Here is an 18,228-nt window from a genome sequence, read left to right on the forward strand (position 1 = left end):
GTTACCGCGCGCGGCGCACTATCTGGCTCGATGGGATGTTCGATTGAGTGGATGAGCAGCGCGGCTGCCGGTAAATCGCCAGCTGTAGCGGTAATAGGTTTGGTAGGTGCTGCAGTTGATATAGGCGGTCATGGTGAAATCCTCTTTGAAAAAACGATGTGCCGGAAAAAACAAAACCCCCGGTCGGGAGGCCGACCGGGGGTTTCGAGAAACTGTCTGGTGGCGACCCTGAGTTGCTAGGGCGCCTGTGGGGTATCAGGCGCGCCTGTGGCTAAACCAATACCCATAAAAATACGCAGCCGCCGCGACCACGGATGCCTGGGCACGCACGATCACGATGCAGGCTGCATCGAGGCGGGTGCTGTTCAGGATCGGGGATGTGGACATGAAGGGCTCCGTTGAATGGGCTCGACGTTAATTCATCGCGGTGGTCGATTGCAAGCGCCGTTGGTTGAGCACGGGCAATGCACGGCGGGTGGCCACGGTCAGCGGCTCGGGAAGACTGTCCAGCGCGAACCAGCCGATGTCGTCATGTTTTTCGGGCTCCACGTTGCGTACGTCACCCTCGAAGGCATCGGCCAGATAGACCGGCGCCAACCAGTGTTCGCCGCGCTGCGCATCGATTTGGTCGACCACGCAGAGCAACTCCAGCGACGTCAGGCGGATTGCGAGTTCTTCCTCGATCTCGCGGCGCACCGCCTGCTCGACCGGCTCCAGCCAGTCCACTTTACCGCCGGGCAACCCCCAGCAGCCAGCTTCCGGCTCACGCAGGCGGCGCACCAGCAGCAGGCGCTCGTCCTGCACGATGGCCGCCCCACAACCCAGGCGTGGTTGCTCGCTCATCAGGTTTCCTGCCTGCCGATCCATTTGCCCACCTGCGGTGCTTCATAGCCGTCGATCGCCTTCAACAACGCGTCGATATCCTGCTCGACGATCAGCATCTCGCGGTGCGGCGCCTTGACGAAGGCTTCGTCGACCATGTGATCGAGAAACCCGGCGAGGCGGTCGTAGTAGCCGTTGATGTTGAGCAGCGCACAGGGTTTTTGGTGGTAGCCCAGTTGTGCCCAGGTCCACACCTCAAACAGCTCTTCCAGGGTGCCGACGCCCCCCGGCAGGGCGATGAAACCATCGGACAATTCGGCCATCAGCGCCTTGCGCTGGTGCATGGAGTCGACGATTCGTAGGTCATCGAGGCCGGTGTGGGCCACTTCCTTTTCCCACAGCGAACGCGGGATCACGCCGATCACCTCGCCACCGGCCTCAAGCGCCGCGTCGGCCACGGCGCCCATCAGGCCGACGGACGCGCCGCCATACACCAGGCCGATGCCGGCTTTGGCGAGCGTTTGGCCGAGGCGGGTAGCCGCCTCGATATAGACGGGATTGGTGCCCGCATTGGAACCGCAGAAAATGCACAGGCGCATCTGAGTCTCCCTGGATAAATCGCACGCGACAGCATCGCGAAACCGCCGACCATAGCAGAACAGCGGGGTGGGATTCGACCGCCCGCTGCTACAATGGCGGCTTTGCTCAGCCGGATTGCGCCATGACCGATAACGCCCACTTCCCCCTTGCCGCCGTGGTCGGTGCCGACTCGCTGAAGCTGGCGCTGTGCCTGGTGGCGGTCGATCCGGCAATCGGCGGGGTGCTGATCGAAGGCCCGCGGGGCATGGCCAAATCGACCCTGGCCCGCGGCCTGGCCGAGCTGCTGGAGAGCGGCGTGTTCGTTACCCTGCCGCTGGGTGCCAGCGAGGAGCGCATCGTCGGTACGCTCGATCTGGACGCTGCCCTTGGCGAAAGCCGCGCGCAGTTCTCGCCCGGCCTGCTGAGCAAGGCCGATGGTGGGGTGCTGTATGTGGATGAAGTCAATCTGCTGCCCGATCATCTGGTCGATCTGCTGCTCGATGCAGCGGCCAGTGGCGTCAATCATGTCGAGCGTGACGGTATCTCTCATCGCCACAGTGCGCGCTTCATCCTGATCGGCACCATGAACGCCGAAGAGGGCGAGCTGCGCCCGCAACTGCTCGACCGCTTCGGCCTCAACCTGGCGCTGGACGGCCAGCCGCAACCGGGGGCGCGGGCCGACATCGTCCGCCGCCGCCTGGCCTTCGATGCCGATCCCCAGGCGTTCATCGCCCAGTGGGCCGAGCAGCAGGCGGCACTGGCCGAGCGGTGTGAACAGGCGCGTGCTGAGGTAGCGCGCATCGCGCTCGACGATCAGGCGCTGGACGCGATCACCAGCCGCTGTTTCGAGGCGGGTGTCGATGGGTTGCGTGCCGATCTGGTCTGGTTGCGCGCGGCCCGTGCCCATGCGGCCTGGCGTGGAGCGACTGGTATCGAGCCTGTGGATATCGATGCGGTTGAGGATTTCGTGCTGCGCCATCGCCGTCGGCACACGCCGCCCCGACAGCAGGCTCAGCCGCCGGCCAACCCTCCCGCCCAAGCGCCGAGCGAGCAGCCCGCAGCGGGCGAAGGTCAGTGGGGCGAGCTGCCGCCGCAAGCGCAAGCTACCGGTGAGCGCCGTGAACCGCCGCGCTGGGCAAAAAAGCCCTGAGCATCCCCCCGCGCGCCAGAGCGGGGATGGATGCGAAGCCGGCTCCCGGCAAACAGGCGCAGGGCCGCACTGGCGCCAGGCAACGCGGCGCGAGCGGTGCTATAGACTGGCTCGCTACCTTGCTACAAGGCAAGCCAAAGCGCCGTGCGGATTTACAGCGCCGGCCCCGAAGTAGCGCACCCGCGCAGCTGTGGCTGATCGTCGTCGATGCCTCGGCCTCGACCCGCCGCCACGGTGCTCTGGGCAAGGCCAAGGGGTTGCTTGCCGAACTGTTCGAACGGGCCTACCGCGAGCGAGCGCGGATCGCCGTGCTGGACGCCCAGGGAGCAAGACCGCAATGGCACTGGCAGGGCCAAAAGGCGTCCGGCGCTCTGCAGCAATGGCTGGTGGAGCTCGGTGCCGGGGGCGGCAGCCCGTTGATCCCCGCATTGCAGGAAGCCCACGGCTGGCTGCAGCGGCGTCAGCGTCTCAAGCCGGGTGAGGAGCAACGCCTGCTGGTGGTCACCGACGGGCGTTTGCGGGAATGGCCAGCTCTGCCGCCCAGCCCCTGTCCGGCCACACTGGTGGATATCGAATGCGCGCCGATCCGTCTGGGGCGCGCCGTGCAACTGGCTGATGAGCTCGGCGCCGAGTACCGGCACATCGAAGCGCTGAGCCCCGTGGCTCGGCGCTGATGGCCTGGTGCGCGTTGGCTTGTCAGCGGTGGCACTTGCGTTTCGACAACTGATCAGCAAACTCGAGATTTTTCTGTTCTGCAGCGGATGGCCAAGGGCCATGTTCGCGTAGAATGGCAGGCTCCTTCCTGCCCGAGCCTGCGCCAGCATGCATACCCTCGATCAATTGCGTGCTGGCCAGCTCCATGGCATTACCCGTCTCGACCTGTGCGCCTCGCTGGAGCAGTTTCCCGAGGAAGTCTACACGCTGGCCGACAGCCTCGAAGTGCTCAACCTGAGCGGCAACCTGCTGAGCGATTTGCCCCACGACCTGCACCGGCTGCATCGCCTGCAGGTGTTGTTCTGCTCCAACAATCGCTTCGAGCATGTGCCGGAGTCGGTCGGTCGCTGCCTGTCGTTGCGCATGGTCGGCTTCAAGTCCAATCGCATCGCTGAACTGTCGGCCAGGGCGCTACCACCGCGCCTGCGCTGGCTGATCCTGACCGACAACTGCCTGGAGAGTTTGCCTGAAGCCCTCGGCGACTGCGTCGAGCTGCAGAAGCTGATGCTCGCCGGCAATCGCCTGAGTGCATTGCCCGCCAGCCTGGCGCGCCTGGAGAAGCTGGAGCTGCTGCGCATCGCCGCCAATCGATTGCCCGGCTTGCCGGATGCGCTGCTGGATCTGCCACGTCTGGCCTGGCTGGCCTACGCCGGTAATCCTTTCGACAGCAGTGCCGCATTCGAGTCCCTGGCACCCGAGGTGCTGTGGCACGAGCTACAGGTGGGCGAGGTGCTGGGTCAGGGTGCGTCAGGGATCATCCATCATGCCCGCTGGCAGCGGCCGGATGGATCGTTCGAAGCCGTTGCGCTCAAGCTGTTCAAAGGCCAGATGACCAGCGACGGTACCCCCGACAGCGAAATGCGCGCCTGCCTCGCCGCCGGACGCCACCCGAACCTGATCGACGTGCTCGGGCGCCTCGTTGCGGCACCCGAGGGCGAGCAGGGGCTGCTACTGGGCCTCGTCGATCCGCGATTCAGCACCCTGGCCGGGCCGCCGAGCCTGGAGAGCTGCAGCCGTGATATCTATCCGTCGGGTTGGCGGGTGCCTTTCGCTCAGGCCTTGCGAGTGGTCAGCGGCATCGCCTCGGCGCTGCGTCACCTGCATGCAAAGGGCATCTCCCACGGCGACCTCTACGGCCACAACATCCTGCTCGATGAGGCTGGCGAGGTACTGCTCGGTGACTTCGGTGCCGCGTCGTTCCAGCCCCCGGCGGCTTCCTGGCAACACGCAGCCGTGCAGCGCATCGAGGTGCGTGCCTTCGGTATTCTGCTCGAAGAGCTGCTGGCTCGCTGCGAAGTGCCCGCGCTCTACGCTGCGCTGCTGGAAGAGCTGGTGATGCGTTGCCAGCAGCCGCAGGTCAGTGCCAGACCCGACTTCATCGAAATCGATACGACGCTGGCGCGTCTGTTGGTCATGCAATCGGGCAACCGCGATGAGTCGAGCGCAGGCGTCGAGACGGATCTGCTACCGATCTGATTTCACCCGGTCATTCGGTGTAGCGCAGCACCAGCAGCTCGCGGTTTTGGATACTGTCCGCGAACAGTGCCCGAACCTGCACCCCGTTGTCCTCGCGGGCATACAGGCGGCTCAGCAGATCGAGCAGGCTGGCGGTCTGCGCCTGATCCAGGGCCCGTGAGCGACGAAAGGCGATGAGGCTGGCGCCGATGCCGAACAGGGCATAGCCGTAGTGGTTTTCCAGATGCTCGGCCAGGCGGAAATTCTCCTGAGGCGACAGGTCGCTGGAAAAGTAGCCATTGGCGAAGCCGTAGATTGCCTCGCAGGCGCGCTGCACGGGAATCCGCAGCAGATAGCATTCGTCATCGAGCATCGAGACCAGGTCGGTATTGGCAGCCACTAGGTCGGCGAGGCTGTCTTTATCCACACGCAGATCCTTGGCGAACAGGTCGTCGAAGGAGGTTTCCTGCAGTTTGCGTTCGACACCCAGGCGACGAATGTGCAGGCGCTGCTGCAGCGACAGGTCGTCCCGTGGATAGCCATCTTCCAGCCAGCTCGCGGCGATCCCCGCCTCCTGCAGCCAGTCGCCGCTGTCGAGATCATGGCGGTTGCTCGCATGCATCGCGGTGTAGAGCGCTTGGCCCAGATCGTCCAGGGTGAACAGATGGCGATGCCCGTCGGGCACATCGTCATAGGCGCTCAGCAGTTCTTCCAGCGAGGTCGGCTGGTGCAGCCTGAAGCATTGGCCGAGCAGGCGGCCGTCGGGTTCATCTACGGGGTCGAGTCGCATGGGGGCACCCATTGGAACGAGGAGGGGCTCCATCATAACGTCCCCTTGCCGCCCGGCGCCCGCTCAGTGCCTGGCTTGCGAGGGAGGAAACCCGTACTGGCGCTTGAAGGCGGCGCTGAAGCTGCTCAGGTGTTCATAACCGGCCAGGCTGGCAGCGTCTTCGATCGACAGTGATTGCTGACAGATGGCGTGATAAGCCTGCTCCAGACGGCGCCTGCGCAGATAAGCGGCGATGGTGATGCCGTTGCGGCTGCGGAAGGCGTTCTGTAGATCGACCGGGTTGGTGCCGAGCTGGCGGGCCATCTCGGCGATGCTGAGGTCGTTCGCTTCGCCACTGTCGAGCCAATCCATGAGGCGCAGCAGGCAGCGCTCGAGGTGGCTGCCGAGGCGTTTCTCCGGCGGCGCATCGATGCCGCGCAGGATGTCGCTGGCCAGGTCGAGAGCGAAGCTTTCCCGTTGCAGGCGCTGCAGCAGCGGCGGCAAGCCGGCGTCACGTTCGAGCAACTGGTGGGCACGCTGCAAGATATCCACAGACGGTTGCCAGAGCAGGCTTTGCCAGTGGCTACGGCTGAAACGCAGCAGGTTGTCACTGCGCAACTGGCTGCCGAGGGCGAAGTGCTGCAGCCAGTTGGGGCTGATACTCAGGCACACCTTGGTTTCCTGACGCTCGCTTTGCCAGTGGCGCTGGAACTGGTCGGCAGCGGTCAGGTTGACCAGCATGGCGCGCTGGCCGCCAGGGCGGGCGTCGAAGTGCAGGCGCTGGCGCGGCAGGCTGACCTCGGCCTCGCCGCTGAGCAGGAAGGCTGCAGTGATCCCCGGAGCCAGGCGGTTGTCGCTGCTGGCGTCGACCAGGTCGCGGCTCTGGCTGAAGTACAGCACCAGGCCATCGCTCAGCACCTGCACCTGTTGCTCGCCATCGAGCACCGGCTGCTCGCCCGGTAGCTCGCGCTGGAAATGCAGGTTACCGCCCAGAGTAAGGGCGACGTCGCTGAGCTGGCCGCAGGTGAAGACCGTCATGGCGGGCTCCGATGGAAGTTTGCTTGTGGCTAAGTTTTCCTTGTTTTCACCTAAGCGGGCAAGCTTGTTCGGAATTATTCTCATGTGCAATGTAATTGCAGCCTGCCGGGCTGCATCAGGATCGCTCAGAGGAATACTGCGGCAATGGGTTTGTTGATCACGGAAACGGCCGTGGTCGAGGCCGTCTTCGCAGACGACGTCAGCCTCGACGACATTCGCGATTGGTTGGTGCATATCGAGCGCCTGATCGCTCGCCGACAGCCGTTCTACTTCATCTCAAGCACCCAGTCCGGTGCCAGTCTGGCCGAGGGTTATCGCGCCGTGCAGGGCGCCTGGTACAAGCGGCACAAGGCGAATTTCCAGACCTGCTGCCGTGGCCTGGTGCGTATCGCCGCTGACGCCGAAGAGCGCCAGCGCCTGGATACCCCGGCGCTGCACGCCGCCTGGGGCGTGCCTTATTTCGTGACCCTGGAACGTGAGCAGGGTTTTCAATGGATCGCCGAGCGCATGGTGAGCGATGCAACAGTCCAATGACTTCACGCCGGTAACGCGGCTGAGCCTGGCGGTCATCGTCGTGCTCTACCTGGCTCACGCGTTACCACTGTACTTCTTCAATGTGGCGCTGCCAGCCATCCTGCGCAGCCAGGGCGTCGATCTGCGCTGGATCGGCATGCTCGCCCTGCTGTACATCCCCTGGGCGTTCAAGTTTCTCTGGGCGCCGCTGGTCGACCGCTACTACCTGCATGCACTCGGCCGGCGCCGCACCTGGCTGTGGTTGACCCAGGCAGCCCTGGTGGCCGGCCTGCTGGCCCTGGCGGTGAGCGGGCTCGAGCATGGCCTGTTGCTGTTCGTGCTGATCGGCCTGTGGATATCTACCTTCGCCGCGACTCAGGACATCGCCATTGATGGCTATACGGTCGAGTCGCTGGCAACCGAGGAGCACCGCCTGGGCAGCATGGCGCAGAGCATGGGCGTGGCGCTGGGCAGCATGCTCGGCGGTGCCGGCGTGCTCTGGCTGTATCAGGCCGCTGGCTGGCAGATCGCGCTGCTGACATTGGCAGCGATGGCCGCACTGCCCATGCTGGCAGTGGCACGCGTCGAAGAACGTCATTCGCCGGCCGCCGAGCGACCGAGCTTTATCCACACGTTGCGACGCCCGGAAATGCGCTGGGCGCTGTTGCTGATCCTGCTCTACCGGGCGGTCGAAGCGCCGGCCATGGCCATGCTCACGCCGCTGCTGGTCGAACCAGCAGTGGTCGCTGGCGCAGATCGGTGTGCTGATGTCGGTGGCCGGTGCCAGCATCGGCCTGTTGGCGGCGGTGCTGACCGCCAGGGCGCTGAAGAACCAGGCGCCCGAGGTGTTGCTGATTCGCGCCGGCTGGTGGCGCAGCGGCATCTACCTGCTGCTCGCCGCGTTGCTGGCCAGCGGCCTGGCTGCCACCTCGACGCCCTGGCTCGGCCTGGTGGTGCTGGCCACTCTGGCACTGCGCTACATGGCGATGACCAGCCTCTATGCACTGTTCATGCGCCTGTGTTCGCGCCAGCAGGCCGGTACCGACTTCACCGTGCTGGTGTGCTTCGAGTTGCTGGTGTTCTTCATCGGCGGCTCGCTGTCCGGGTTCCTGGCAAAGGGGCTGGGCTACGAAACCTATTACCTGCTGCTGGGGGGCCTGTCGGTGCTCAGCGTGCTGGTCTGCAAACCGCTCATCAAAAAACTCTCTTCCGGCTTCGCTTCGTAACTTATCCACAGGGGAACATCATGCGGCATCTTTCGGCATCCATGCAGGTCACGCTTTTGAGTCTGGCGGTCAGTGCCCAGGTGTTCGCGCAGAGTGGTGAGCGCACGGCAGCCGGCGGCAGTCAGGTTCAGGAACTGGGGCCGATGGTGGTGACGGCCACGCGTTCGGCCAAGAGCATTGCCGAGATCGCCGGCACGGTTTATGGCATCGAGCGTGAGCAAATCGCCGAGCAGGCGTCGGCTGGCCGTTCCACTGCCGATATCCTCGGCCAGTTGGTGCCGTCGTTGGCACCGAGCAGCGGCACCACCAGCAACTACGGCATGACCATGCGTGGGCGTACCGTACAGGTGATGATCGACGGTGTACCGCTGACCGGCTCCCGTGACGGTTCGCGCCAGCTCAATAGCATCAGCCCGGCGATGATCGAGCGCATCGAAGTGATCTCTGGTGCCACCAGCATCTACGGCGCCGGTGCCACCGGCGGCCTGATCAACATCATCACCCGCAACGCCGACGACGAAACCAGCGACTTCAGCAGCCGTATCGGCCTGCGCACCCCGGGTCGCGCCGCCCGTGACGCCATGGCCTACGAGGCTGCGCAGACCGCCGCCTTCCACCAGGGCGCGGTCAGCGGATTCGCCGGCTTGAGCTACACCAAGCAGGGCGAGATCCGCGACGCCAATGGTGATCGCGTCGGCCCGGAAATCGCCCAGACTGACCGTCAGGACACCACCAGCTTCGACTTCAACGGCCGCCTGACCTGGCATCTCGACGATGACCAGCAACTGAGCGGCGGCGTGCGCTATTACAACGACGAACAGGACAGCGACTACGGCCCGGACTACGGCCCCAACCTGTCTGCCTTGCTGGTGCCCAATTACCAGCCCAGCCATGACGCGGTGGATGGCCTGCAGCTCGACGACCAGCCACGCACCCGCCATTACGGCGCCAACCTGCAATACCTCAACCGCGACCTGTTTGGCGGCCAGCAACTGACGGCCGAGGTCTACTACCGCAAGGAGAAGTCGCGCTGGTTCCCCTTTGCCAGTCGTGCAGCGAATGCCGCGTTGCCCGGTGGGGTTGCCAACGTGGTGCTGCAATCGAGCACCGATATCGACGTGTGGGGCCTGCGCACCGCGTTGCAGAAGGGCTTCACCCTGGGCGGACGCGACCTGCAATTGACCTACGGCCTCGATCACGAGCGTGAGCAGGACCGTCAGGACGGCCAGTTCTACGACTTCAACCGCTTCTTCGCCAGCAATGGCCTGAATTACCGGGACACCTATCGCTCGTCCATGGGCCCAGATGTCGAGGTGAGCAAGACCGGCCTTTTCCTGCAGGGCGACTACCAGCTGACCGAGCGCCTGAGCCTGCAGGCCGGGGTGCGCCGCGAAACCATCCGCAACGAAGTGGACGATTCCATACCCTACGGCGAGGCGGTCACCGCTGCCAGCGTGGCTGGCTACCAGGCTCGTACCCTCGAGGGTGGCAACGTGCGCCACAGCGAAACGCTGTTCAACCTCGGCGCCGTGTATGCGCTGACCGATGCCCAGCAGTTGTTCGCCAACTTCTCCCAGGGCTTCAGCCTGCCCGACACCCAGCGCATGCTGCGTGACGTGCCCGCCAACTTCGTGATCGATAGCAGTAGCATCGACTCGATCAAGGTGAACAACTACGAGCTGGGCTGGCGCATCGGCGAAGCCGGCGGCGTGAATGCCGGGGTGACCGCGTTCTACAACACCTCCGACAAGGTGGTGCAGTTCAACCGCGATTTCAGCGTATCTGTAGCCGACACCGACGAACGCGTATGGGGCGCCGAGGGCAACCTGCAGGTGCCCGTCACCGAGCTCTGGATCCTGGGCGGCACCCTGGCCTACACCCGTGGCCAGTACAAGGACGCTGCCGGCGACTGGCGCGAACTGAACGCCTTCCGCGTCTCGCCGCTCAAGGCCACCCTCTACAGTGACTGGCGCTTCGCCGACGGCTACGGCGTACGTCTGCAGACGCTTACCGTGGGGGGCAGCGACCGCGCCTACGACGATGCCCAGGCCGCCGCGATCAGCCCGACCATTCGCGCCACGCCGGCGACGAAGATCCAGGGCTACACCGTGGTCGACCTGATCGCCCACGCGCCCTGGCTTGGCGGCGAGGTCGGCTTCGGCGTCTACAACCTGGGCGATCGCGATTACAAGACCGTCTACGGCCAGCAGGCGGCAGCCACTTACGGCGCTATCTCCAGCCTGCCGGCGCAGGGGCGTACCTTCGGCCTCAGCTACTCGGTGGTGTACTGATCGCTCAGGGCTGGTAGTCCAGCGAGCGCTTCGACGACTCTGGCAGCGACAGGCCGCCTACCAGAGCCAGCAGGGCGATGGCGATCAGGTAGAAGGCCGGCGACATGCGGTTGCCGGTCACCTCGATCAGCCAGGTAGCGACCAGCGGTGCAGTACCGCCGAAGATCGTGTAGGCCAGGTTGTAGGTGAACGCCGACGCGGTGTAGCGCACGCGGGTGGGGAACTGCTCGGAGAGCAATACGGCAGTCACCACGCCGCAGATCACCGCGCCGACGGCCAGCAGCATGGCACCGATGGCCGAAGCCAGCAGGGTGCCGGATGCAGCCAGGGTGAAGGCCGGATAGACCGCGACGATCAGTGCAACCCCGGCGGTGAGGATGGTGCGGCGACGGCCCACGCGATCCGAGTAGCGGCCCACGAAGGGGCACAGCAACGCAGCGAACAGCAGCGCCATCAGGCTGGCGAGCAATGCCGTTGGCCGCGCTGCGCCGCCAACCACCTGCATGTAGGTGGTCAGGTAGGTGGTGAACATGTAGAACGACAGCGCCGTGGCGGAGATGAACGCCGACAGGCACAGCACGGTGGCGCCGTGCTCACGCAAGGTTTCGCGCAGTGGCGAGTGCTCCGGGTGCGCTTGCGCGGCGAGGGCCTGGAAGGCCGGCGACTCGTCCAGACGCAGGCGCATGTACAAACCGACCAGACCCAGCGGTGCGGCGATCAGAAAGGGCACACGCCAGCCCCAGGCCTGCATCTGCGTTTCATCCAGCCACAGGCCCAGGCCGAACACCAGGCCCGCCGCACAGGCGAAGGCCGCGAAGGTGGAGACGGGTACGAAGCTGCCATAACGGGCCTTCTGCTCGGTTGGCGCGTGCTCCATGACGAAGGCGCAGGCGCCCGCGTATTCGCCGCCCGCAGAGAAGCCCTGCAGGCAGCGCGCCAGGGCCAGCAGCAGCGGCGCGAGCAGGCCGATGCTGGCATAGGTGGGCAGCAGGCCGATCAGGGTGGTGGCGCCGGCCATCAGCAGCACGGTGATCGACAGCACGCGCTTGCGGCCTATGCGGTCACCCAGAATGCCGAACACGATGCCGCCCAGCGGGCGCAGTGCGAAGGACACGGCGAACACCGCGAAGGTCTGTAGCAGCGCCAGGGCCGGGTCGCCCTGTGGAAAGAACAGCGCGGCGATGGTGACGGCCAGGAAGCCATAGACGGCGAAGTCGAACCATTCGACGAAGTTGCCGATGGCCGACGCGGCGATCACCTTGCGCAGAACGCCGAGATCGACGTGTGTCGCCTGTTGTGGATAAGTGGTCACGCTCATGGCTGCCTCCGCGCAGTTGCTCCAACATGCGAACGCGCCTGGCACGGGCCTTGGCGTCCATCTGTGGATAACTTACGTGGCTCGGTAGCCGTGGCGGGATTCGAGTGCGACCTGGGGTTAGTCGTGAGCGACAGGGGTTTCGCGCAAGCGCCTTGAGGCTGGCAATTCAATGCGCTCGCGGCGTGATCGCTGGTGGATAAGCTTCGCGTTATCCACCCTACGAGCTGATGCGCATCGCACGTTCGTGGGAGCGGGCCATGCCCGCGATTTCGCGCGCATGGACTCCGCCCGCTCCCACAGTAGATCCGTGCAAATGTCCTCTGCCGTAGCCCGGTTCGAGCGCGGCGGCACCCGGGTACAACGCCAATCCACCGTCCACAAAAAAGCCGACCCTGAGGTCGGCTTTCTCTTTACAGCGCAGAGCTGGCCGGCGCCGTAGCGCCGAGCCGTTTCTTACAGCGCGTCGCGGCTGCTGGCGCCGTCAACCAGACGGGCTATGCCCAGCGGGTTGGCGTTCTTCAGTGCGTCGGGCAGCAGCGCGTCCGGGCAGTTCTGGTAGCAGACCGGGCGCAGGAAGCGATCGATGGCCAGGGTGCCGACTGACGTACCGCGAGCGTCGGAAGTCGCCGGGTACGGGCCGCCGTGAACCATGGAATCACAAACTTCCACGCCAGTCGGGTAACCGTTGAACAGCACGCGACCGACTTTCTGCTCGAGCAGCGCGAACAGCTCTTCGCTACCAGCCAGATCGCCTGGCTCGGTGAGCAGGGTAGCGGTCAGCTGACCGTGCAGGCCATTGATGGCCGCCAGCAGCTCGGTCTTGTCAGCCACTTCGACGACGATGGTGGTCGGGCCGAAGACTTCTTCCTGCAGCAGTTCATCGCCGTTCAGCAGCAGGCTGACGTCGGCTTTGAACAGTTGCGGACGAGCCTGGTTACCTTCCTGCTTGGCGCCGGTCAGGTGCGTGATGCCGGAGTGCGCGTTGAGCGCTTCCAGGCCTTTCACGTAGCTCTTCAGGGTGCCGGCGTTGAGCATGGTTTGCGGCTGCTGCTCGGCCATCTTGGCGGTGAAGCTCTCCAGGAAGGCGCTGAACTCAGGCGAACGAACACCGATCACCAGGCCCGGATTGGTGCAGAACTGACCGCAGCCCATGACCACCGAACCCGCCAGCTCGCCAGCGATTTTCTCGCCACGGGCCTTGATGGCTTCCGGCAGCAGGATGACCGGGTTGATGCTGCTCATCTCGGCGAATACCGGGATCGGCTGCGGGCGTGCTGCAGCCATGTCGCACAGGGCGCGACCGCCTTTCAGCGAGCCGGTGAAGCCGACCGCCAGGATGGCCGGGTGCTTGACCAGGGTCTCACCGACGCCACTGCCGTAGATCATGTTGAACACGCCTTTCGGCATGCCGGTTTTGTCAGCGGCGCGCAGCAGGGCTTCGCCGACGAACGCAGCAGTAGCCATGTGGCCGCTGTGTGCTTTGAATACGACCGGGCAACCAGCTGCCAGCGCGGAAGCGGTGTCACCGCCAGCGGTGGAGAAGGCCAGCGGGAAGTTGCTGGCGCCGAACACGGCAACCGGGCCGAGGCCGATGCGGTACTGACGCAGATCTGGACGCGGCAGCGGCTGACGATCTGGCAAGGCACGGTCGATACGCGCGCCGTAGAAATCGCCACGACGCAACACTTTCGCGAACAGGCGCATCTGGCCGCTGGTACGGCCACGCTCGCCTTGAATACGGGCGGTAGGCAGTGCGGTTTCGCGGCAGACGGTGGCGACGAATTCGTCACCCAGGGCATCTAGCTCGTCGGCGATGGCGTCGAGGAAATCGGCGCGCTTGGCGGCAGGCAAGGCGCGGTAAGCGGGGTAGGCAGCAGCAGCGGCTTTGGCAGCGGCATCGACTTCTTCAGGGGTGGCCTGGATGAAGTCGTAGGAAAGGGCTTCGCCAGTGGTGGCGTCGTGGCTTTTATGGACGACGGAGCCGGCTGCGCTGTACGCGCCGCCGATGATGTTGTGGCCGATAGTCGCGGGCATTGTTAGCTCCTGTTGTTGACGGATGAACATGTACGAAAAGGCTTTGATTGTACGATGTCTGATAAGTTGCGCAAGTCTGCAGTTACCCAGCCCTCGCGCGAGGGCTGGGTAACTGCGATCAGAACAGCTGCTTCGGCAGCCAGGTGGCGATACCAGGCATGGCAAGGATCAGCAGAAATAGCAGCAACTGAATGGCGATGAAGGGTAGTACACCCCGGTACATCACGCCGTAGGTGTAATCGGACGGGGCGATGGACTTGAGGTAGAACACCGAGGGCGCCAGGGGCGGCGTCAGATAACAGGTTTGTACCACCACCATGAACATTACCGCGAACCATACCGGGTCGATGCCGGCGGCCTTCACCAGTGGGGTGAAGATCGGTACGAAGATCAGCACCAGGGAAATCCAGTCCAGCACCATGCCGGCGAAGAACACCATGGCCATGAGGATGAAGATCAGCATGTAAGGGCTGAAATTCATCTCTTCCATGAACTCAGCGATCATCCATCCGCCTCCGCCAGCCGCGAAGATGGCAGTGAACATGATGCCGCCCGCCACGATCAGCATGATCATCGAGGTGATCTTGATGGTCGAGACCAGGGCCTCGATCAAGCGCTGGATGCTCAGTTCGCGGAACCAGATCGCCAGAACCGCTGCACCAAAGGCACCCACCGCAGCCGACTCGGTCGGCGAGGCGATTCCCGCAAGCATCGAACCCAGCACCGCGGCGATCAGCAGCAGCGGTGGAATAAGGGCGCGGAGTGTGATCTTCAGTTTCTCGCCCAGCGGTGTGGCTTTCATCTCTGGTACGGCAGGCGCCAGTGAGGGCTTCAGCCAGCAGACGATGATGATGTAGAGCAGGAACATGCCCAGCATCAACAGCCCGGGGAACAGCGTGGCGGCGAACAACTGACCGATCGACAACTGCGCCATCGAGGCATACACCACGACGATCACCGAGGGTGGAATGATCGCTCCCAGCGAGCCGCCGCCGCAGATGGTGCCGGAGATCAGCGCGCGGTCGTACTTGTATTTGGACATGGCCGGAATGGCCATCATGCCCACCACGATTTCTACCGCGCCGACCACGCCGGAGCTGGCGGCGAAGATGCCGCACATCAGCATCGAGGAAACCGCCAGGCCGCCGGAAAAACCGCCTAGCCATAACTGCATCGCACTGAACAGGCGTTGTGCCAGGCCGGTGCGTTCGAGGATCGCGCCCATTAGCACGAACAGCGGAATCGCCGACAGGGCGAAGTTGGTCGAGGCCTGCAGCAGCGAGCCGTACATCTGCTGGAGGATGTTGTCGCCGAACAGGAACATGCCGAACAGACACGACACGCTGATCAGCGAGAAGGACACGGGGATACCGAGGAATATCAACAGAAACAGCAGGGCGAACATCAGTAGGGGTATGTATTCCATCATCGGTCAATGTTCCTTGTTGCCGGGCTGCTTGCGGTTGCCGATGAACAGCGCGGCATCGACGATGAGCTGATAGGTCAGGCCCGCCAGGCCTAATGCGAGCGCCAGGTAGAACGGCCACATGAGCGGCGCCCAGGCACTGACGTGCTCGACTTCGCCGTTGACAAAGGCATGCCAGGCGCGGCGTCCGGCGACATAGGTCAGGCCGCCGATGATCGGTGTCAGCACCAGCAGATAGAAGCCCGCGTTGAACCAACGCTGTACCGCTGGCGGCATTCGTGAGGACAGGAAGTCGACACGGACGTGGGTTTCCTCCTTGAGTGCGTAGGCGCAGCCGAGCAGGAAGATGCAGCCATTGAGCATGTAGGAAACATCGAAGGCCCAAAGCGTCGGGCTATTGAGGGCATAACGCGAGAACACTTCGTAGATCATCGCCAGCACCATGATCAGTGCCATGCTGGCGGCTATGCCAAGCAGCGCTTGGGCTGGCCAGTTGTACCATCTGTTTTTCATAACGCCTCCGTACCTGGCCGGCGACCCGAGGGTCGCCGGCCCAGTCGATTAATGTCTGTAGAGGTAGGAGGAGTTTTCCGACCAGCGCTGCATGTAGTCGCTGTAGTCCTTGAAGATGGCCTTGGCGTCGATGTCGTCGGCTTTGCGCGCTTCCAGCTTGTCGGTGATCAGTTTGTTGCCAAGCTGGGCCAGGTCATCGGTGATGCTCTTGTCCAGCTCGATGATCTCGATGCCGGCCTTGCGATAGGTCTGCATGGCCTTCATGTCGCTGTCGAGGAAGTGGAAGTAGCTTTGCATCGTGGTCAGCTTGGCTGCCTCTTCCAGTTTGGTGCGGGTCTTCTCGTCGATGGCGTTCCAGTTCTCCTCGGTCATGAAGAATTCCCAGACGAAGGATGGCTGGTGCACGCCAGGAGTGAGCAGGTAAGGCGCCACTTCATGGAAGCCTTCGGTCAGGTTGGCACCTGGCGTTGCCCACTCGACGGCGTCTACGCCCTTGCGTTGCAGCAGGGTGTAGATCTCGCCCGGCGGCACTACGGTGGGTGATGCGCCGACCTGCTGAATCACTTCGGCCCAGGCACCGGCGGTACGGAATTTCAGGCCTTTGAAGTCTTCGAGTTTCTCGATCTTCTTGTTGGAGTGGGCCAGCACTTCGGTGCTGCCGACGCCGACCACCAGGCTGTGCAGGCCCATGTTCTTGCGGCGAAACTCCTGCAGGTACTTCAGGCCGTTACCTTCGTACAGCCAGGTGAGGGTCTCTTCGCCGGACATGCCGCCCGGGTAGCCGGCGAACACATTGTTCAGCGGGTCTTGATTGACTAGGTAGGTCGGTGTGGAGTGGCCTGCCTTGAGTACGCCGTTCTGTACCGATTCGTAGACCTGGAACGGCGGCACGATAACGCCCGCGCCAATCGGACGAATCTTCACCTCGCCATCCGTGAGCAGGGCGGCGTTGCTGGCGAAGCGTTTGAGGAAGTTGTCGAAGAAGAAACTGCCTTCCGGCACTGACGTCGGCACCGAGTAGGTGTAGCTGGCCGCCTGGGTCGTGGCGCAGCAAAGCGCCAGGCCGAGAGCGGCAAAAAGCTGAGTGGTCTTGTTGATCATCCTGTTCCCCTTGGTCTTTATGTGTTTGCCAGGTGCGCGGCGTGCGCATCTATCAGGCAAGGCAGATGAGGCCAAAGAAGCGGGAGGGGTGGCCTCCCGCATCCATGCAGCTGTAGCGGTTGTTACAGGCCGACATCCGGCAGGTGCGGACGGTTGGCCAGCGCGTTGGCCATAATGGCTTCGACGTGGGCACGGTCTTCGCCGTGTAGTGGCAAACGGGTCAGCTCAGCGCTGCGGCCGGCGACGGCTACGCACCGCGTGATGCACTGCACCCGCTCGGCCGGATGCCTGGAGGCACCCGGCCGACGTACAGCGATCAGGCAGCGTTGTTTTCGGCCGACCAGTTGGCGTACCACTGGCGGAACAGCGTGTATTGCGTCTCGGCGTAGTTACGCTGGGCGTCGCTGAGGGCATCGGTTTCGTAGAAGTGCAGGGCGTATTCCTGGTCGCCGCCCAGCACCATCAGGTGCTTGTAGTAGAGAACCAGGTCGGTGCCTTCGTCGAAGGACGACAGCACGTTCAGCGCTTCGGACAGCTCCAGAGCGCGGCGGCGGGCAACGGCGTCGCCCTTGGCGGCCTTCTTGCTAAGCTCGACCAGTTGCAGCACTTCGCGCGGCAGGGCGTTGCCGATACCGGTGATGGCGCCAGTCGCGCCGCAATTGACGAAGCCGTGCACCACCTGGGTATCGACGCCGGCCATGAGAATCACGTCCTCATCCTGCGAGGTGATGTGCTCGGCTGCGTAGCGCATGTCGGCGGCACCGCCGAACTCCTTGAAGCCGATCAGGTTGGCGTACTTGCGGCGCAGCTTGAAGAACAGTTCGGCGCGGGTCGCGAAGCCGTAGTACGGGCTGTTGTAGATCACCGCCGGAAGCTCTGGCGCCGCTTCGAGAATGGCGGCGAAGTGCGCTTCCTGAGCAGCAGGCGAAGCGCCGCGGGACAACACGCGCGGGATGACCATCAGGCCGTGGGCGCCAACTTTGGCGGCGTGGGCAGCATGGGAAACCGCTTCGCGGCTGTTCACCGCACCAGTGCCGACGATGGTCGGGATGCCGGCAGCGACCAGGCGCGCCACCCCTTCCTGGCGTTGGGCCTCGGTGAGCAACGGCCAGTCGCCCATGGAGCCGCAGTAGACCACGGCGCTCATGCCTGCTTCGATCAGCGCGTGGGCTTTGCGCACCAGGGCATCGAAGTCCGGCTTGCGGTCGGCTGTGCACGGGGTCATCAGGGCGGGGATGGTGCCGGTGAAGATGTTGCTGCTCATGGTGTTGCCTCCGGG

General features: G+C 64.1%; 17 protein-coding genes and 2 pseudogenes. 7 read left to right on the forward strand and 12 right to left on the reverse strand.

Going from position 1 to position 18,228, the window contains the following annotated elements; translation table 11 throughout:
- Window positions 1-255: 255 nt before the first annotated feature.
- From ACZ0AI_RS17950 to ACZ0AI_RS17960, 3 genes are read right to left on the reverse strand one after another with little or no spacing between them, the layout of a single operon-like run.
- Window positions 256-387: a hypothetical protein gene (locus ACZ0AI_RS17950; protein ID WP_463563036.1), complete on the reverse strand. Its 132-nt coding sequence runs from the start codon at window positions 385-387 to the stop codon at window positions 256-258.
- A gap of 27 nt (window positions 388-414) precedes the next feature.
- Window positions 415-843 carry an NUDIX domain-containing protein gene (locus tag ACZ0AI_RS17955; protein WP_463563037.1) on the reverse strand — a complete coding sequence of 143 codons (429 nt, stop codon included), beginning with the start codon at window positions 841-843 and terminating at the stop codon, window positions 415-417.
- On the reverse strand, window positions 843-1,421 hold the full coding sequence (locus ACZ0AI_RS17960) for an LOG family protein (RefSeq protein ID WP_463563038.1): 579 nt from the start codon (window positions 1,419-1,421) through the stop codon (window positions 843-845). The genes ACZ0AI_RS17955 and ACZ0AI_RS17960 overlap by 1 nt, the downstream gene beginning before the upstream one ends.
- Before the next feature lie 122 nt (window positions 1,422-1,543).
- Here ACZ0AI_RS17960 and ACZ0AI_RS17965 point away from each other — a divergent pair, with 122 nt between their 5' ends.
- The 3 genes from ACZ0AI_RS17965 to ACZ0AI_RS17975 all read left to right on the forward strand — a co-directional run bounded on the left by ACZ0AI_RS17965 (window position 1,544) and on the right by ACZ0AI_RS17975 (window position 4,741).
- Window positions 1,544-2,551 carry an ATP-binding protein gene (locus ACZ0AI_RS17965; RefSeq protein WP_463563039.1) on the forward strand — a complete coding sequence of 336 codons (1,008 nt, stop codon included), beginning with the start codon at window positions 1,544-1,546 and terminating at the stop codon, window positions 2,549-2,551.
- 26 nt (window positions 2,552-2,577) lie between these two features.
- Window positions 2,578-3,225 (forward strand): vWA domain-containing protein, encoded by a 648-nt coding sequence (locus ACZ0AI_RS17970; protein ID WP_463563040.1) that lies wholly within the window; start codon window positions 2,578-2,580, stop codon window positions 3,223-3,225.
- 148 nt (window positions 3,226-3,373) lie between these two features.
- Complete coding sequence (locus ACZ0AI_RS17975; RefSeq protein ID WP_463563041.1) at window positions 3,374-4,741, forward strand: leucine-rich repeat-containing protein kinase family protein; 1,368 nt, start codon at window positions 3,374-3,376, stop codon at window positions 4,739-4,741.
- Between the two features lie 10 nt (window positions 4,742-4,751).
- On the opposite strand, the gene ACZ0AI_RS17980 is transcribed toward ACZ0AI_RS17975, so the two are convergent.
- Together ACZ0AI_RS17980 and ACZ0AI_RS17985 are read right to left on the reverse strand one after the other, a co-directional pair.
- Window positions 4,752-5,510 carry a hypothetical protein gene (locus tag ACZ0AI_RS17980; protein ID WP_463563042.1) on the reverse strand — a complete coding sequence of 253 codons (759 nt, stop codon included), beginning with the start codon at window positions 5,508-5,510 and terminating at the stop codon, window positions 4,752-4,754.
- A 63-nt stretch (window positions 5,511-5,573) separates the two neighbouring features.
- A complete protein-coding gene (locus ACZ0AI_RS17985) occupies window positions 5,574-6,527 on the reverse strand; it encodes a helix-turn-helix transcriptional regulator (RefSeq protein WP_463563043.1) in 954 nt (317 codons plus the stop codon).
- A 144-nt stretch (window positions 6,528-6,671) separates the two neighbouring features.
- Between ACZ0AI_RS17985 and ACZ0AI_RS17990 the strand changes: the two genes are divergently transcribed.
- The 4 genes and pseudogenes from ACZ0AI_RS17990 (at window position 6,672) to ACZ0AI_RS18005 (ending at window position 10,557) form a co-directional block, all read left to right on the forward strand.
- Complete coding sequence (locus ACZ0AI_RS17990; RefSeq protein ID WP_463563044.1) at window positions 6,672-7,061, forward strand: hypothetical protein; 390 nt, start codon at window positions 6,672-6,674, stop codon at window positions 7,059-7,061.
- Window positions 7,045-7,707 (forward strand): annotated as a pseudogene (locus ACZ0AI_RS17995) (MFS transporter); the annotation flags it as partial. The gene ACZ0AI_RS17990 and the pseudogene ACZ0AI_RS17995, both read left to right, overlap by 17 nt.
- Before the next feature lie 100 nt (window positions 7,708-7,807).
- Complete coding sequence (locus ACZ0AI_RS18000) at window positions 7,808-8,266, forward strand: hypothetical protein (RefSeq protein WP_463566282.1); 459 nt, start codon at window positions 7,808-7,810, stop codon at window positions 8,264-8,266.
- Between the two features lie 20 nt (window positions 8,267-8,286).
- Window positions 8,287-10,557 (forward strand): TonB-dependent receptor, encoded by a 2,271-nt coding sequence (locus ACZ0AI_RS18005; protein WP_463563046.1) that lies wholly within the window; start codon window positions 8,287-8,289, stop codon window positions 10,555-10,557.
- 4 nt (window positions 10,558-10,561) lie between these two features.
- Here ACZ0AI_RS18005 and ACZ0AI_RS18010 read toward each other — a convergent pair whose 3' ends face one another.
- The 7 genes and pseudogenes from ACZ0AI_RS18010 to ACZ0AI_RS18040 form a co-directional block, all read right to left on the reverse strand.
- Entirely contained in the window at window positions 10,562-11,875 is a 1,314-nt protein-coding gene (locus ACZ0AI_RS18010; RefSeq protein WP_463563047.1) for an MFS transporter, read from the reverse strand.
- Between the two features lie 453 nt (window positions 11,876-12,328).
- Complete coding sequence (locus tag ACZ0AI_RS18015) at window positions 12,329-13,909, reverse strand: aldehyde dehydrogenase (NADP(+)) (RefSeq protein WP_463563048.1); 1,581 nt, start codon at window positions 13,907-13,909, stop codon at window positions 12,329-12,331.
- A gap of 118 nt (window positions 13,910-14,027) precedes the next feature.
- Window positions 14,028-15,338 carry a TRAP transporter large permease gene (locus tag ACZ0AI_RS18020; protein ID WP_463563049.1) on the reverse strand — a complete coding sequence of 437 codons (1,311 nt, stop codon included), beginning with the start codon at window positions 15,336-15,338 and terminating at the stop codon, window positions 14,028-14,030.
- A 3-nt stretch (window positions 15,339-15,341) separates the two neighbouring features.
- Window positions 15,342-15,848, reverse strand: a complete 507-nt coding sequence (locus ACZ0AI_RS18025; RefSeq protein ID WP_463563050.1) for a TRAP transporter small permease subunit — start codon at window positions 15,846-15,848, stop codon at window positions 15,342-15,344.
- Between the two features lie 48 nt (window positions 15,849-15,896).
- A complete protein-coding gene (dctP, locus tag ACZ0AI_RS18030) occupies window positions 15,897-16,949 on the reverse strand; it encodes a TRAP transporter substrate-binding protein DctP (protein WP_463563051.1) in 1,053 nt (350 codons plus the stop codon).
- A gap of 122 nt (window positions 16,950-17,071) precedes the next feature.
- Window positions 17,072-17,230, reverse strand: a pseudogene (locus ACZ0AI_RS18035) (dihydrodipicolinate synthase family protein); the annotation flags it as partial.
- Between the two features lie 35 nt (window positions 17,231-17,265).
- On the reverse strand, window positions 17,266-18,213 hold the full coding sequence (locus tag ACZ0AI_RS18040) for a dihydrodipicolinate synthase family protein (protein ID WP_463563052.1): 948 nt from the start codon (window positions 18,211-18,213) through the stop codon (window positions 17,266-17,268).
- Window positions 18,214-18,228: the final 15 nt, after the last annotated feature.

Source organism: Pseudomonas sp. AC355 (genome assembly GCF_979258205.1).

What these genes read in the sequence shown, in the direction of transcription:
- ACZ0AI_RS17965 (WP_463563039.1), top strand. Translation starts at nt 1,544, where the DNA reads ATGACCGATAACGCCCACTTCCCCCTTGCCGCCGTGGTCGGTGCCGAC.
- ACZ0AI_RS18040 (WP_463563052.1), bottom strand. Translation starts at nt 18,213, where the DNA reads ATGAGCAGCAACATCTTCACCGGCACCATCCCCGCCCTGATGACCCCG.
- ACZ0AI_RS17985 (WP_463563043.1), bottom strand. Translation starts at nt 6,527, where the DNA reads ATGACGGTCTTCACCTGCGGCCAGCTCAGCGACGTCGCCCTTACTCTG.
- ACZ0AI_RS17980 (WP_463563042.1), bottom strand. Translation starts at nt 5,510, where the DNA reads ATGCGACTCGACCCCGTAGATGAACCCGACGGCCGCCTGCTCGGCCAA.
- ACZ0AI_RS17950 (WP_463563036.1), bottom strand. Translation starts at nt 387, where the DNA reads ATGTCCACATCCCCGATCCTGAACAGCACCCGCCTCGATGCAGCCTGC.
- ACZ0AI_RS18015 (WP_463563048.1), bottom strand. Translation starts at nt 13,909, where the DNA reads ATGCCCGCGACTATCGGCCACAACATCATCGGCGGCGCGTACAGCGCA.
- ACZ0AI_RS18025 (WP_463563050.1), bottom strand. Translation starts at nt 15,848, where the DNA reads ATGAAAAACAGATGGTACAACTGGCCAGCCCAAGCGCTGCTTGGCATA.
- ACZ0AI_RS18010 (WP_463563047.1), bottom strand. Translation starts at nt 11,875, where the DNA reads ATGAGCGTGACCACTTATCCACAACAGGCGACACACGTCGATCTCGGC.
- ACZ0AI_RS17970 (WP_463563040.1), top strand. Translation starts at nt 2,578, where the DNA reads ATGGATGCGAAGCCGGCTCCCGGCAAACAGGCGCAGGGCCGCACTGGC.
- ACZ0AI_RS18005 (WP_463563046.1), top strand. Translation starts at nt 8,287, where the DNA reads ATGCGGCATCTTTCGGCATCCATGCAGGTCACGCTTTTGAGTCTGGCG.
- dctP (WP_463563051.1), bottom strand. Translation starts at nt 16,949, where the DNA reads ATGATCAACAAGACCACTCAGCTTTTTGCCGCTCTCGGCCTGGCGCTT.
- ACZ0AI_RS18020 (WP_463563049.1), bottom strand. Translation starts at nt 15,338, where the DNA reads ATGATGGAATACATACCCCTACTGATGTTCGCCCTGCTGTTTCTGTTG.
- ACZ0AI_RS17975 (WP_463563041.1), top strand. Translation starts at nt 3,374, where the DNA reads ATGCATACCCTCGATCAATTGCGTGCTGGCCAGCTCCATGGCATTACC.
- ACZ0AI_RS18000 (WP_463566282.1), top strand. Translation starts at nt 7,808, where the DNA reads ATGTCGGTGGCCGGTGCCAGCATCGGCCTGTTGGCGGCGGTGCTGACC.
- ACZ0AI_RS17990 (WP_463563044.1), top strand. Translation starts at nt 6,672, where the DNA reads ATGGGTTTGTTGATCACGGAAACGGCCGTGGTCGAGGCCGTCTTCGCA.
- ACZ0AI_RS17960 (WP_463563038.1), bottom strand. Translation starts at nt 1,421, where the DNA reads ATGCGCCTGTGCATTTTCTGCGGTTCCAATGCGGGCACCAATCCCGTC.
- ACZ0AI_RS17955 (WP_463563037.1), bottom strand. Translation starts at nt 843, where the DNA reads ATGAGCGAGCAACCACGCCTGGGTTGTGGGGCGGCCATCGTGCAGGAC.